12 protein-coding genes and 1 pseudogene are annotated in these 12,989 nt (G+C 63.3%); 6 read left to right on the top strand and 7 right to left on the bottom strand.

Features of this window, described 5'->3' with window-relative positions; all coding sequences use genetic code 11:
* The first annotated feature begins 45 nt into the window (after positions 1 to 45).
* Entirely contained in the window at positions 46 to 1,419 is a 1,374-nt protein-coding gene (locus OC450_RS18445; RefSeq protein ID WP_262048400.1) for a hypothetical protein, read from the top strand.
* Between the two features lie 11 nt (positions 1,420 to 1,430).
* Here OC450_RS18445 and OC450_RS18440 read toward each other — a convergent pair whose 3' ends face one another.
* Both OC450_RS18440 and OC450_RS18435 read right to left on the bottom strand, forming a co-directional pair.
* Positions 1,431 to 2,750, bottom strand: a complete 1,320-nt coding sequence (locus OC450_RS18440) for a dicarboxylate/amino acid:cation symporter (protein ID WP_211384846.1) — start codon at positions 2,748 to 2,750, stop codon at positions 1,431 to 1,433.
* Between the two features lie 84 nt (positions 2,751 to 2,834).
* Positions 2,835 to 3,848, bottom strand: coding sequence for a formamidase (locus OC450_RS18435; protein WP_211384847.1), 1,014 nt, complete (start codon positions 3,846 to 3,848; stop codon positions 2,835 to 2,837).
* A 224-nt stretch (positions 3,849 to 4,072) separates the two neighbouring features.
* Between OC450_RS18435 and OC450_RS18430 the strand changes: the two genes are divergently transcribed.
* From OC450_RS18430 to OC450_RS18420, 3 genes are read left to right on the top strand one after another with little or no spacing between them, the layout of a single operon-like run.
* Positions 4,073 to 4,735 (top strand): TetR/AcrR family transcriptional regulator, encoded by a 663-nt coding sequence (locus OC450_RS18430; RefSeq protein ID WP_256809392.1) that lies wholly within the window; start codon positions 4,073 to 4,075, stop codon positions 4,733 to 4,735.
* Position 4,736: 1 nt separating this feature from the next.
* Entirely contained in the window at positions 4,737 to 6,614 is a 1,878-nt protein-coding gene (locus OC450_RS18425) for an adenine deaminase (protein ID WP_256809396.1), read from the top strand.
* Positions 6,615 to 6,627: 13 nt separating this feature from the next.
* Positions 6,628 to 8,019: an NCS2 family permease gene (locus OC450_RS18420; RefSeq protein WP_211384850.1), complete on the top strand. Its 1,392-nt coding sequence runs from the start codon at positions 6,628 to 6,630 to the stop codon at positions 8,017 to 8,019.
* A 21-nt stretch (positions 8,020 to 8,040) separates the two neighbouring features.
* Here the strand turns inward: OC450_RS18420 and OC450_RS18415 are convergent, their stop codons facing one another.
* A complete protein-coding gene (locus OC450_RS18415) occupies positions 8,041 to 8,262 on the bottom strand; it encodes a hypothetical protein (RefSeq protein ID WP_211384851.1) in 222 nt (73 codons plus the stop codon).
* Positions 8,263 to 8,613: 351 nt separating this feature from the next.
* On the opposite strand from OC450_RS18415, the gene OC450_RS18410 reads away from it, so the two are divergent.
* The gene (locus OC450_RS18410; RefSeq protein WP_256809397.1) at positions 8,614 to 8,796 is read left to right on the top strand and encodes a hypothetical protein; all 183 of its coding nucleotides are present in this window, start codon (positions 8,614 to 8,616) and stop codon (positions 8,794 to 8,796) included.
* A gap of 21 nt (positions 8,797 to 8,817) precedes the next feature.
* Here OC450_RS18410 and OC450_RS18405 read toward each other — a convergent pair whose 3' ends face one another.
* The 3 genes from OC450_RS18405 to OC450_RS18395 form a co-directional block, all read right to left on the bottom strand.
* Positions 8,818 to 10,194, bottom strand: coding sequence for a vWA domain-containing protein (locus tag OC450_RS18405; protein ID WP_256809398.1), 1,377 nt, complete (start codon positions 10,192 to 10,194; stop codon positions 8,818 to 8,820).
* 5 nt (positions 10,195 to 10,199) lie between these two features.
* Positions 10,200 to 11,147: an AAA family ATPase gene (locus OC450_RS18400; RefSeq protein WP_211384854.1), complete on the bottom strand. Its 948-nt coding sequence runs from the start codon at positions 11,145 to 11,147 to the stop codon at positions 10,200 to 10,202.
* A gap of 147 nt (positions 11,148 to 11,294) precedes the next feature.
* Positions 11,295 to 11,495, bottom strand: coding sequence for a hypothetical protein (locus OC450_RS18395; RefSeq protein WP_211384855.1), 201 nt, complete (start codon positions 11,493 to 11,495; stop codon positions 11,295 to 11,297).
* A gap of 203 nt (positions 11,496 to 11,698) precedes the next feature.
* Between OC450_RS18395 and OC450_RS18390 the strand changes: the two are divergent.
* Positions 11,699 to 12,654: pseudogene (locus OC450_RS18390) on the top strand (quinone oxidoreductase family protein).
* A gap of 40 nt (positions 12,655 to 12,694) precedes the next feature.
* Here the strand turns inward: OC450_RS18390 and OC450_RS18385 are convergent.
* Entirely contained in the window at positions 12,695 to 12,970 is a 276-nt protein-coding gene (locus OC450_RS18385; protein ID WP_211384857.1) for a hypothetical protein, read from the bottom strand.
* Positions 12,971 to 12,989: the final 19 nt, after the last annotated feature.

Raw genomic sequence — 12,989 nt, 5'->3', positions numbered from 1 at the left:
CGACTGCCATTGCCGGGATCACGAGACACCAGCCGATTGACGCATATGAACAGCGACATCACTTTTCCATCGCATCGCGAAAACCGGTTCTATCGGGGGCTGGCGGCGACCTTCGTCGCCAACGCCCTTCAGGCGGTGAATTTTCTGGGCGATCGATTCCTGAGGAGGTCGCATCATTCGTTCACGGCCATCGAGGACCTTTACCGGCATTCGATGGACAGCGCCTTTTCGGTGTCCGAGTCGTTTCTCGTCACCGGCGCGCCGCACGCTTCCGCTTACTATCCACGCGACTTCGCCTGGTTCTATCCTGATGTTCTCGACCCCGAAACCATCATGGATTCGGGGGACGCGGTCCGTCGGGTTCGGCTGCTCGACAAGAGCGTCCGCCTGCTGCTGGAGGCGGTTCGCGCCGACGTAGTCACGACGACCATCGTCCCGGCGGGGCGCGCCCGGTATCTCGGCGTGAACTATTTCTCGCGCCCCTCGGATTCGCTGCTCGGCGTTCTTGCCGGCCTGCAGCAGATGATGAGCGCAGAGGGGAGGGCGTCACCCTATCTGGCGATGTCGCAATGTGCGCATGCCGGCCGCCTGCTGCTGGCCGAATACGGCGGCGATCTGAAGCGCGCGATCCTCCAACTCGCAAGCGAATTGGAGCCGTTCGATCATGACGGCATCCGGTATTTGCTGTGCGATGCACGCGCCCCGCGCTCTGCGGCAACCGACACCCGCGCGGAGCGCCGGCGGTTTGTCACTAATGCCTGCGTCTACACGACATTCGTGTGGGGCGTGCAACTCGGAGTCGTCGACGAGAGCGAGTTGAAGCGGCTGCTCGGGCGCGACCTCGCGCAGTACAAGAGGGACCTGCTCCAGCTTTTCGGCAAGAACGGTTATATCAGGCATTCCCTTGACGGCCCGGCAAGCTCGCCGGTCTCTTCAGTGGCCCTGGATTTCGTCAGTGTGCATCGCGGCTTCTGGGATATGAACGATGCGAGCGAGCGCGCGTTGTTCGCGGCCACGGCGGATCTGATCATTGCGGAGCCGCGCTTTCGCATCCCCAGCACGTTCCACTTCCTGGTGTCCGCGGATAATCCGCGGAACAAGATGATCCACAAGATCGCGGCTCCCGCCTACCAGGGACGTTCCTCCTGGCCGACGTTCAACGTCGAATTTGCCGATCGCATGCTCGACTACGACGAATTTTCAGGTCGCGACACCTATCGCGCCTGCGCCCGTGGAATATTGAAGGACATTCGGACAGCAACCGAGGTCCACGGCGGCTATCAGGAGCTGATCTCGGAACAGGGTCTTAAATATCGCACCTGGGCCTACAAGGGCGCGGTTGCTCACTCCTGGTTTCCGCGATTCCTGTCTGTCTGGAGGAGGGCATATGGAACGTCGCTCCTCCATTGGAATGATTGATCCGTCGGGCGCTATCCCGCCGTCACGTCCACCAACTCGCCACCGTCGAGAACCTTGGCCGCCTTGGCGCGGTCGAGGTCACCTTCCCAGGCCGCGACGACGACCGTCGCCACGCAGTTGCCAATGAGGTTGCCGACCGCGCGGGCCATGCCGATGAACCAGTCCACCGACAACACCAGCACGAGGCCGATGGCAGGGATGCTCGGCACCGCGTTGAGCGTTGCGGCCAGGATCACGATCGCCGAGCCCGGCACGCCATGAGCACCTTTCGACGTGATCAGCGAGACGCCGAGCACCAGCAGGAGATCGCCGAAGGACAGCGGCGTATTCGTCGCCTGCGCGATGAAGACGACGGCGAGCGTGAGGTAGATCGAGAAGGCATCGAGGTTGAAGGAATATCCGGTTGGGATCACGAGTCCGACGACGGAATCTTTCACGCCCATCCGCTCCAGCTTCTTCATGATCTGCGGCAGCACCGCATCGGACGAGGCGGTCGCGAGCACGATGGTGAGCTCCTCGCGGAGGTAGGCGAGGAATTTGAGGATGCTGATTCCGGCGAGAGCCATCACGCCGCCGAGCACGCCCAGCACGAAGATGCCGACCGTCACGTAGAACAGTGCCACCAGGGAGACGAGCTGCTTGAGTGAACCGACGCCGTATTTGCCGACGGTGTAGGCGACCGCGCCGAGCACGCCAAGTGGAGCAACGCGGACGATAAGCCCCATGACGCGGAACAGCACGGTGGAGGCGGCGTCGATCATCGAGGTGACGAGTTTGCCTTTCTCGCCGCCGACCAGTGCCAAGCCGACGCCGAAAAGCACCGCGAAAAACAGTACCTGGAGCACGTCGTTGCGCGACAACGCGTCGAAGGAGGTAGTCGGAATCACGTTGAGCAGGAAGGAGCCGATACCGCCGCCCTGAAGCTTGTGGGCGTTGTCGGCGTAGGCGTTGAGCGCCTTGGCATCCAGCGTCGAGGGATCGATGTTCATGCCATGGCCCGGGCCGAACAGATAGGCCAGGATGAGCCCGACCACGAGGGCGACAGTGGTCATCACCTCGAAATAGACCAGTGCCTTGACACCGACCCGGCCGACTTTCTTGAGGTCGCCGGCGCCGGCAATGCCGTGTACGACGACGCAGAACACGATCGGCGCCACGATCATCGAGATCAGCTTGAGGAAGGCGTCACTGAGGATCTTGAGCGAGATGGCGAATTCCGGCGCGGCCACGCCGAGGATGATGCCGAGGGCCAGCGCCGCGAGGACCTGGACGAACAGCGAGGTGTAGAGCGGCTTGCGCTCGGCGGTCGGGACCGCAGCAATGGTCGACATGGTGATTCCCCCGTTTTGACGACGTCTCGATCGTCAAAAGGAGCAACTACCGTGCCAGATTGTCGCGGTCTTGGCTGGAAATGCCTATTCGGCCGCCTTCGCGGCCTTGCCGAACATCCGAGTCGGCGCTGCGAAGCCGCAGGAGCTGCCGTCGGTGACCTTGACCTGATCCTCCCAGGGCAGGCGATAGGTGCCCGCGACCATGTCCTGCATGAAGGTGTAGGGACAGTCCATCGCTCCGCCCTTCACCGCGACGTAGCCGCGGTGCCAGAGCTGGTAGATGTTGTTCTCGACGCCCCAATTGATGCGGGCCTCGCGCACCAGATCGGGACGTATCTCGGCGGTGATGATCTCGTCGGCGCGCCCGGTGGTGCCATGCGCCAGCACGCTGCCGTCGAAATTCACGATCATGCCTTCACCCATGGAATCGAACGAGCCGTCGGAGCCACACATGCAGACATTCGCTGTGACCATCAGGTTCTGGAAAGAATTGGCCTGGTTGGTGAAGCGCCAGGCTTCGCGGATCGGTGCGGTATAGCCGGCGGTGCGGATCATGATCTCCGCGCCCTTGTAGGCGCATTCGCGCGCCATCTCCGGGAACATGCCGTCATGGCAAATGATCAGTGCGATCTTTGCGCCGTTGGGGCCCTCGATCACGGGAATGCCGACGTCGCCGGGCTCCCACGGCTCGACTGGAATCCAGGGATGGAGCTTGCGATAATAGAGCTTGATCTCGCCGTGGTCATCGATGATCAGGCCGGAATTGTAGGGGTTGCCGTGCGGGTTGAACTCCATGATGGAGAAGCAGCCCCAGATCCGGTTGTCGATGCAGGCCTTCTTGAAAGCCGCGACCTCAGGTCCGTCGAGCCGGCACATGATCTCGGGATTGGTGTCCATCGAGAGCCCGTGCAGCGAATATTCGGGGAAGACCACCAGATCCATGGTGGAGAGATTGCGGCGGGCCTTGCCGACCATCCAGACGATGCGCTCGGTCTGCTTCGCCAGGTCGGCGCGGGTCACGACATTCGGCAACTGCAACTGCACCAGCCCGATGACGACGCCGTTGGGAGATTTGTTCAGCCCGCCAAGCCCGTTCATATTTAGCTCCCTTGCCGTCCGCGCGGCGCCTCTGCGCGCAGTTCTCGGCAGAGCAAATCCGATTTTGGTGAGGCGCAAAAGTCTATTTTTCAGGCGACGTGCGAAAGTCGGTCGCGCGAGGGCGCGTGGGCGCTCCCCTCAGGCGGCTGACGCCCATTGTTGCGGCGGGGCGTGCCTCAAGTCTCGGCTTGACCCTCCAATCCGCTCAATGTCAGACTTATGACATGAGTACAGCAAAGCGACACATCGCCAGCCTTCGTGACGAGTATGCCGAGATGACGCGGCAGCGCATCGTTGCGGCTTTTGTCGAGACGCTGGAGGATGAGGCGGCTGACGACATCTCCATGGCCGCGGTGGCCAAGCGCGCGAAGGTGGCCGAGCGAACCATCTATCGGCACTTCAAGACCCGCGCGGAGCTGTTTGCAGCGGCCGGCGAATGGATCGAGGACAACGTCTTCAGCTACATTCCCTTCACTTCGCCCGACGAGCTGCCTGATATTTTCCGGAAGCTTTGCAAGCGGTTCGATCGTCATCCGCATCTGGCGCGCGCCATTGCGGTGACGCGGGCGGGCCGCCGCGTGCGCGCCGGATTCCGGCGGCACCTGATCGATCAGCATCGCAGGGCGATGGCGCCCCTGGTGCGACATCTCCCCGCGAAGGAGGTCCGCAAGGCGGAGGCGCTCGCGTCCTATCTCAACAACGTGCTGGCCTGGAATGCGATGCGCGAGGACTTTGGCATGTCCAGCGCGGAGATCGCCGATGCGATCGAGTGGGCGCTCAGGACCCTGTTGAACGATGTCCGTCAGCGCGATGCCGCTGCGGCACGGAGCGGCAAGGCCGGCAAATCGCCCCGCAAGCGAACCGCAACGTCGAAGGTGCCGGCGTAGAATGAGGCGAGCCATGAATGCGATACCCGACGACCTCCTGATCAACGCGCCTGATGAGATTCGCATCCGCCAGGATCTGGTGCTGACGGCGCTCGGCCGCCGTCCGGCAGATCGCTCCTTGCGGGTCGGCCGGCTGCTCGACGTGCACAGCCGCACCTGGAGCGATGATCAGGAAATCGTGTTCAAGGGCCGACGGATCGCATGGGTCGGGCCGGCCGGCAGTTATCCGGGCGAGGTCCGGGAGCGCGTGCATCGTCCCGACCTCGCAGCAGTTCCCGGCTTCGGCGAAGTCCATAAGCATATCGAAAGCTCGCATCTGACGCCGGAATGGGAAGCGGCGCTGGTGCTGCCCCATGGCAACACCTGGACGTGCGAGGCGAGCCATGAATTCTCCAATGTCAACGGCGCACGTAATCTCGAATTCTGGTTCGAGGCACGTCGTCGCGGATCGCCGCTGAAGATCTTTCCGCAACCGGGATCGGCGGTGCCGCCCACGGCGTATGAGTGGGGCGGCGGCTGGTATGGCCACGACGAGCAGGCGCGCTTCATGGCGGAGAGCCTGATGGTCACCGGGCTTGACGAGGTGATGGACTGGCCCGCGGTCTGGAATCCGGAAAACCCGTCCTACAAACGGTTATGGGGCATGATCGAGGCCACGTTCGCGGCCCGCGGCGTCGTCGAAGGCCACGCCTCCGGTCTGCGGGACCTGCCATCCATCAACGCCTTCGCCGCGGCCGGCCTCGCCTCCGATCATGAAGTGCAGACGCCGGAGGAGACCTGGGACAAGCTCACCCGCGGCCTCTTCATCGAGTTGCGCGTCTACGCCATGTCCGAGATCGTCGCCTGGCTGCTCGCCAAGGGTCTGCAGGACTGGTCGCAGATCGCCTTCACCACCGACGACCGCAGCGCCAGCCATACGCTCGAGCTCGGCGCCAGCGATCACAACGCGCGGGTGGCGATCGAGGCCGGTCTCGCGCCGGAAGTCGCGATCCAGTGTCTTACCATCAATCCCGCGCGTCACATGCGCATCACGCCGTTCGTCGGCAGTCTCGCGCCGGGGCGATTTGGCGATGTTGTGCTGCTATCGGATGTCGCCAAGCTGACCATCACCGAGGTCTGGGCCGACGGCGCGCAGGTGTCCGAAGGCAAGCGCTATCTGGGCAGGGTCCCCGAAATCTCCTGGCCCGATTGGGCGACCAGGACGGTGAATATCAAGCGTACGATTGAGCCGAAGGACTTCGAGCTGCCGGCTGAACCCGGCCGCGCCACGATGAAAGCCGCCGTGATCCGCCCGTTCCACTGGCATCCGGAGTTCTACACCCTCGATTTGCCGGTGCGTGACGGCGCCGTGCAGCGCGATGAGAGCGAGGCCATCACCAAGTTTGCGATCGTCGATCGCTTCTCCGGCGACGGCCGGGTTGCAAAAATGTTCTGGCGCGGCTGCGGACCGCGCACGCCGGATACCGCGGTTGCCTGCTCGGTCGCGCACGACAAGCACAACATCTGGGTGGTCGGCTCGTCCGACGCTGCGATGGCCAAGGCCGTGAACGCGCTGGTCGAACGTCAAGGCGGATGGGCGCTGGTGCGCGAAGGCGAGCTCGTCGCCACCGTGCGGTTCGAGGTCGGCGGATTGATGAGCTGTCGCTCGGCGCAGGCGCTCGATGCGGAGATGCAGGCACTCTACGCGGAGGGCCGCAAGGTGGACTGGATGTACGAGCCGACCTTCCGTCCGCGCTGGTATCCCGGATTTCCCGAGCGCCTGATGTTCGCGACGCTGACCTGCGCGCCCTGGAGCTGGGTTCTGGTCGCGCCCTGCGAGCAGGCGCCGCTCGGATTTATCAACGTGCAGACCGGCGAAGCGCACCCGGTGGTCTGGTAGAGGAGCGACTGCGATGAACGAGATGACGCAACCGCAACCGGCTTCCGCGGAGCCGACGTCGAACCCGGCCCGTGGTTCGCTCGACCGCATCTTCCGCCTTACCGAGCGCGACACCAGCGTTGGCCGGGAAGTGATGGCGGGCGCGACCACGTTCGCCGCGATGGCCTATATCATCGCGGTGAACCCTGCGATCATGTCCAACGCCGGAATGGATCGAGCCGATCTCGTCAGCGCCACCGCACTTGCCGCCATCTTCGGTTCGGCGATGATGGGACTTTGGGCCAATCTGCCGCTCGCCGTTGCCCCGGCCATGGGCTCGAACGTCATCTTCACCTATGTGATCGTCAAGCAGATGGGCATGCCATGGCAAGGCGCACTTGCCATGGTTGCTTTCACCGGCGTCCTGTTCCTGATCCTCAGCCTGTCGAAGCTGCGCGAGCGCGTTGCCAGGGATGTTCCAGAGGCGTTGAAGATCGGCATCCAGGCGGCCGTTGGCACGCTCATTGTTTTCATCGCGCTTCGCGGCGCCGGTTTCGTGGTGCAGAATCCCTCGACCTATATTGCGATGGGATCGCTGCGCAGCCCATCGGTGCTGTTGACCCTGTTCGGTCTCTTGCTCACACCGGTACTGGTGGTGCGCCGGGTACCAGCCGCGCTGATCCTGTCGATTGCGGTGCTGACGCTGATCGGCCTTTTCGTTCCCGGCGCGAACGGCAAGATGGTCACGTCAGTGCCCTCGGCCATCATGTCGTGGCCGCGCTGGCCTACGAGCACCTTCATGGCGCTCGATTTCGGCTATCTCTTCAGCCATTTCATCGTGGCGTTGCCGCTCCTGTTCTACTTCCTTTGCGCCGAATTCTTCTCGACCCTCGGCACACTGATCGGCGTGACGGGCGCCGCCAATCTGCGCCGGCCCGATGGTTCGATCCCGAACGCCACCGCCGCATTTGCGACGGATGCGACGGCGTCAATCGTGGGGCCGCTGCTCGGTACCTCTGTCGTCACGGCCTATATCGAATCCATCACCGGCGTGCAGGCCGGCGGTCGCACCGGCCTGACCTCGCTGACGGTCGCAGCGTTCTTCTGCTTCGCGCTGTTCTTCTGGCCGGTCTTCGTCATCATCCCGCCGCAAGCCACCGCGCCGGCACTCGTGCTCGTCGGCGTCTTGATGATGCAGGGGCTCGCCCGCATCGACATGACCGATCTCGTCAATGCGGTGCCGATCGTGCTGACGTTGCTCGTTACCGTACTGACCAACAATCTGATCAACGGCATGGCCCTGGGCACGTTGAGCCATATCGCGCTGGAGGTCACGATGGGCCGGAGATCGCAGATTCCCGCGATGGTCTGGGGCCTTGGTGTGGTGTTCGTTGCCTACGCGATCGTGATCGCGCAGATATTCTAGATGCATCGACGTCGCGGAAGCCTATGCCGCGAGATCCAGTAGGCGACACGATCCGCGTACCAGCACCTTGCGGCCATTCGGCGTCATTGCAGGTACGCCGTCGCTGACGACGACAAGACCAAGCTTGACGAGGCTCTCGATGAGATAGGCCTTCGAGAGGCGACTGCTTGACGCCGGCTTGCGAAGTGCGCGCAAGGCTTCCCATTGCTCCGGCGAAAGATCGAAGTCGACGTCGTTGCTCATGTTGCCTCAAGCGATAGTACCGTTCGTGCGCCCCTGTTAGCGGCGCTGCGTGAAGACCGTGCGACGACAATGAGTCGGGAATTCGGTGATCTGTCTAGAACGCCTCTTCACGAATTGCCGCACTTCATTGCGCCACAACAGTTAAGATCGGTCGGGCGCGAATTTCGTCCCGCGCCGCGATCACACATTGATGATGAAGACTTGATATTGCGCCGCGAGCTACCGCGCTGCACGGGAAGCGCTGCTGTCCCATTCCGCGTCGCAATACGCACAGAAACCATGAGACGAAGGTTGCGGGACTCTGTTACGCTGATTCGCGGGGAATGGCTTCACACAGCAGGAGTGGAGTGCATGAACAGGCTGGTGGAAATTCGCAGTCAGGAATCCCTGTGCCGGGAGCGCGCCGCGCTCGATTCTGAGCGCCGGATCTTCTGGCTCGCGCAAGCCCAGGAATGGGAGCAGCGCGCGCTTGACGAGATCGCCTATCACTTCCGAGAGTGCAATGTGGCTCGGACGGAGCTTGCGCGAAACTGACGTCGGCAGTGACGTGAAGACTTACTGATAGGTCGCCACGATATCGGACACCGCGCGCTCGAGCTGCTGCGCGGTGGCGCATTGGCGGACGATGCTGCAAAAGGTCGCGTAGCGCGGCATTTCCGAATCGCCAAAGCCCCAGGCGAGCCGCCCCTCGGGATTGAGCCAGACCAGGCGCTTCGAGCGTTCGGAGACGCGGCGCAGGATGTCGGCGCGCGGGTCCAGATTGTTGCTGCGGGCATCGCCGAGCACGATCACCGTGGTCTGCGGCGTGAGCGTGCTCATGAAGTCCTTCTCGAAATCGACCAGCGAGGATCCGTAGTCGGACGATCCGAAGCCGACCTTGGACATGATCTCGGCCATCGCCTCTTCCGGCGACTTCTTCTCCAGGATCTCGCTGACCTCGATCAGATGCGAGGAGAAAGCGAAGGAGTGGACGTCGTCGACCGCCTCGTGCAGCGAGTGGATCAGGAGCAGGAAGAAATCCGAGACCTGCGCGACCGAGCCGGAGACGTCGCACAGCGCGACGATCTTCGGCCGGTCGCGGTGCTTGCGCTTCCAGGCGGTGAGGAACGGCACACCGCCCCAGGCCGCGTTGCGGCGCAGTGTGCGGCGAACGTCGAGATGGCCGCGGCGCTGACGCTTGCGCGGTTTCGAATAGCGCTCGCGCAGGCGCCGCGCGATCTGGCGGATCAGGGCACGCATCTCGGCGATCTGGCGCCGCTCGATGCGGGCCAGCGGTGCATTGCGCAGGATCTCGTTGCGGAGGTTTTCAGCCTCCTCGCGGGCATAGAGTGCAAGCCCCTGCGCAACGGTATCGCGCACGGCTTCCCGCAAGGCATCGAGCGCGGCCCGAAGCCGCTCGGCCAGTGCCGGGTTGGACGCGGTCAGCTCGTCGAGATCGTCGCGCAGGCGCTGGAGGCCCATGGCGTCGAGGATGCGGCTGGAGAAGATGCCGCGCTGCGTGGAGTAGCGGATGTCGGACAGGGAGGCTGCCCCGGAAGCGCTGGCGATGGCGGCGGCGACCGCATTGCGATCTTGCGACAGCAGCATCCGGGCAAGCGGGCCCAAGCCTTCGGGAGGCTGTCCTTCGCCCGCTTCGCTGGCCGAGCTGGACGAGGGCGACTGATCCGCATCCTGCGAGGCGGCGTTGCTGTCGGCCTCGGGCTGATCCTGCCGCGGCTCCGGCTGGCTGAAGAACAGATCGAAACAATCCCCGAGCGCGAGCTTCTCGTCCTGCGACTTGGCGAGGGTCAACAGAAGGGTGTCGCGCAGGATGGCGCGGTCGGACATGCCGACCTGCGCAACCGCGCGCATCGCATCGATGCTTTCGGCGGGCGAGACATGGACGCCGGCGCCCCGCGCCGCGCGGAAGAAACGATGGATGTTTTCGCGCATCGGCGTCAACCGAAGACGTTGGATCGTGCTGCCTTGGCAATGAAGGTCGTAATCTGAGGCTGGGCCGCCTCTATGTCGGCCTCGTATTTCAGGAGCACGTTGAGCGTGTCCTTGACGATGTCCGTGTCGAGCTCGGAAGCCTGGAGCAGCACCAGCACGCGCGCCCAGTCGATGGTCTCACTGACCGAGGGCAGCTTCTTGAGGTCGAGCGAGCGGATCTCGTGGATGAAGCCGACCATCTGCCGCCTTAGCGTCTGCGAGATGCCGGGCACGCGGCTCTCGACGATGCGCTCTTCGAGCCGCTGCTCGGGGAAGCCGATATGCAGATGCAGGCAGCGCCGCTTCAGGGCGTCGCCGAGATCCCGTTCGCTGTTGGAGGTGAGGATCACCGTCGGCGGCGTGATCGCCGAGACGGTGCCGAGCTCGGGGATCGTGACCTGGAAGTCGGAGAGGATTTCCAGCAGGAGGGATTCGAATTCCGCATCCGACTTGTCGATCTCGTCGATCAGGAGCACGCAGCCGCCCGGCTGTTCCAGGGCCTGGAGCAGCGGTCGTGGTTCGACGAACTCCTTGGAGAAGAACACGTCGCCGAAATCGTGGAGCTGCGCCAGTGCGGCGTGCAGCGTCTGCGCGCCGCCGAGAACTTCGCCAAGCTTGTCCTTGAGGATCTGCGTGTAGAGAAGCTGTTTTGCGTACTTCCACTCGTAGAGCGCCTTGGCCTCGTCGAGGCCCTCATAGCATTGCAGGCGGATCATTTTCATGCCGCGCCAGGCGGCGATCGCCTTGGCGAGCTCGGTCTTGCCGACGCCCGCGGGGCCCTCGACCAGAATCGGCTTCTCGATCTGTTGCGACAAATAGACGGCCGTAGCGATCTGCCGGCTCGCGATATAGCCTTGCGCGGCGAGGCCGCTCTCGACTGCCTCGATCGCGATCGAGGGCTTCTGTTCAGCCACGAAAGAGCGCTCCCAAAGGTCTTGCTTGGGGCTTGTTCTGCCTGCGTTCCCGGCAAAGAACAAGCCTCGTTTGGGAGACATCAGACCCGCACGGACGGCGCTTTTTCCGCTCAACGCAAATTCGGGGGCGACCGACCGGCCGCGCGATCAGTGCCGCAGCAGTTCCGGCTTGCGGATGGTCTGTCTGACCTCGGCGCCGCAATCGGCGCATTCATAGACGAAGTCGATCTTGGCAAGGCTCCAATGCGGTTCGACCTCCCGCACATACATCGGCAGGAATCCCATGCAGGACGGGCAAATCACAGGCGCGATCTCGATATCCTGATGATGCTGTACATAAGCTGGCATCTCGGCTCTCCTTCGCAGGCGACCACCAAACCCCGCACAAAGGCTACTGCCGGTCGGCCCAAGCCTGAGATCAACTCTTTCGAACAGAGGCGGAACGATGGGCGTTTGTCGTTCGCTGTGACATTCTTGTTACGTCGCTGTACTGTAAGGGGCGGACCAAATGCCTATTTCACAGGGTGATCCGCTTTCCAAGGGAGCAACCCATGACGCATGCCATTCGCTTTCGCAATACCGGCGGTCCGGAAGTCCTGGTCTGGGAGGAGGTCAGTGTTGGCAAGCCTGGGCCGGGCGAGGCGCGAATTCGCCACACAGCTGTCGGTCTCAACTTCGTCGACATCTACAATCGCTCGGGTGTGTATCCAGTGGAATTGCCGAGCGGTCTTGGCAGCGAAGCGGCCGGAACCGTGGAGGAAGTCGGGCCCGGTGTCACCGACCTGAAGCCCGGTGATCGCGTCGCGTATGGCGCCTCGCCGCTCGGCGCCTATTCCGAGGCGCGGCTGATTCCCGCCGACCGGCTATTGAAGCTGCCGGATGGCGTCGACGACAAGACCGCAGCGGCGATGATGCTGAAAGGGCTCACGACCCAATATCTGATCCGGCAGACCTATCGCGTGAAGGCCGGCGACACCATCCTGCTGCATGCCGCCGCCGGCGGCGTCGGACTGATCCTGAGCCAGTGGGCCAAGCATCTCGGCGCGACCGTGATCGGCACCGTCAGCAATGACGAGAAGGCAAAGCTCGCCAAGGCGCATGGTTGCGATCATGTCATCATCTACACGCGCGAGGATTTCGTGAAGCGCGTCGACGAGATCACCGGGGGCAAGAAAGTGCCGGTTGTTTATGACTCCGTTGGCAAGGATACGTTCCTGAAGTCGCTGGACTGTCTCGCGCCGCTCGGCGTCGCGGCGTTGTTCGGGGCGTCCTCCGGTGCCGTCGAGCCGCTCAATCTCGGTTTGCTCGCCCAGAAAGGCTCGCTCTACGTCACCCGGCCGACGCTATTCACCTACGCCGCCAAGCGCGAGAACCTGGTCGCGACGTCGTGAAGTCCGGCGCGGTCAAGATCGAGGTGCACCAGACCTATCCGCTGAAGGATGCCGCCAAGGCGCATGCGGATCTTGCCGCGCGCAAGACCACGGGATCGACCGTTCTCACCGTGTGATCTGCCGAACGGGCGCTGACGCAGGCCGCCCGGGCCTGCGTCACGTCCGTTCGTGCTTGCGCAGGTCGCGGGCGTGATCGAGGCGGATCGCCTGAAGGTCGACATCTTCAGGAGGAATCTGGGGGAGGGCGGCCTCGTTCATTATCGCCTCGGTGACGTCCTCGACCGAGTTCTCCACGATTTCGTGGATGAACGAGATGTTCTGATATTCACCCGAAGTGACGCGGGAGATGACCTCGCGCCTTGTGATCTCGGGATCGACCACCGCCTCGCGGCCGCGTCGCCCATAGTCGATCATCACGACGAAATACTGCATGAAACAATCCTGCCGCGCC

Origin of the sequence: Bradyrhizobium sp. Bra78, assembly GCF_024519855.1 — a bacterium.
Classification (GTDB): Bacteria; Pseudomonadota; Alphaproteobacteria; order Rhizobiales; family Xanthobacteraceae; genus Bradyrhizobium; species Bradyrhizobium japonicum_G.
Note: the sequence above shows the minus strand (reverse complement) of the source record. Positions and strands in the feature narration are given on the sequence as shown.

What these genes read in the sequence shown, in the direction of transcription:
- OC450_RS18435 (WP_211384847.1), bottom strand. Translation starts at nt 3,848, where the DNA reads ATGAACGGGCTTGGCGGGCTGAACAAATCTCCCAACGGCGTCGTCATC.
- OC450_RS18405 (WP_256809398.1), bottom strand. Translation starts at nt 10,194, where the DNA reads ATGCGCGAAAACATCCATCGTTTCTTCCGCGCGGCGCGGGGCGCCGGC.
- OC450_RS18445 (WP_262048400.1), top strand. Translation starts at nt 46, where the DNA reads ATGAACAGCGACATCACTTTTCCATCGCATCGCGAAAACCGGTTCTAT.
- OC450_RS18430 (WP_256809392.1), top strand. Translation starts at nt 4,073, where the DNA reads ATGAGTACAGCAAAGCGACACATCGCCAGCCTTCGTGACGAGTATGCC.
- OC450_RS18420 (WP_211384850.1), top strand. Translation starts at nt 6,628, where the DNA reads ATGAACGAGATGACGCAACCGCAACCGGCTTCCGCGGAGCCGACGTCG.
- OC450_RS18415 (WP_211384851.1), bottom strand. Translation starts at nt 8,262, where the DNA reads ATGAGCAACGACGTCGACTTCGATCTTTCGCCGGAGCAATGGGAAGCC.
- OC450_RS18425 (WP_256809396.1), top strand. Translation starts at nt 4,737, where the DNA reads ATGAGGCGAGCCATGAATGCGATACCCGACGACCTCCTGATCAACGCG.
- OC450_RS18395 (WP_211384855.1), bottom strand. Translation starts at nt 11,495, where the DNA reads ATGCCAGCTTATGTACAGCATCATCAGGATATCGAGATCGCGCCTGTG.
- OC450_RS18410 (WP_256809397.1), top strand. Translation starts at nt 8,614, where the DNA reads ATGAACAGGCTGGTGGAAATTCGCAGTCAGGAATCCCTGTGCCGGGAG.
- OC450_RS18385 (WP_211384857.1), bottom strand. Translation starts at nt 12,970, where the DNA reads ATGCAGTATTTCGTCGTGATGATCGACTATGGGCGACGCGGCCGCGAG.
- OC450_RS18440 (WP_211384846.1), bottom strand. Translation starts at nt 2,750, where the DNA reads ATGTCGACCATTGCTGCGGTCCCGACCGCCGAGCGCAAGCCGCTCTAC.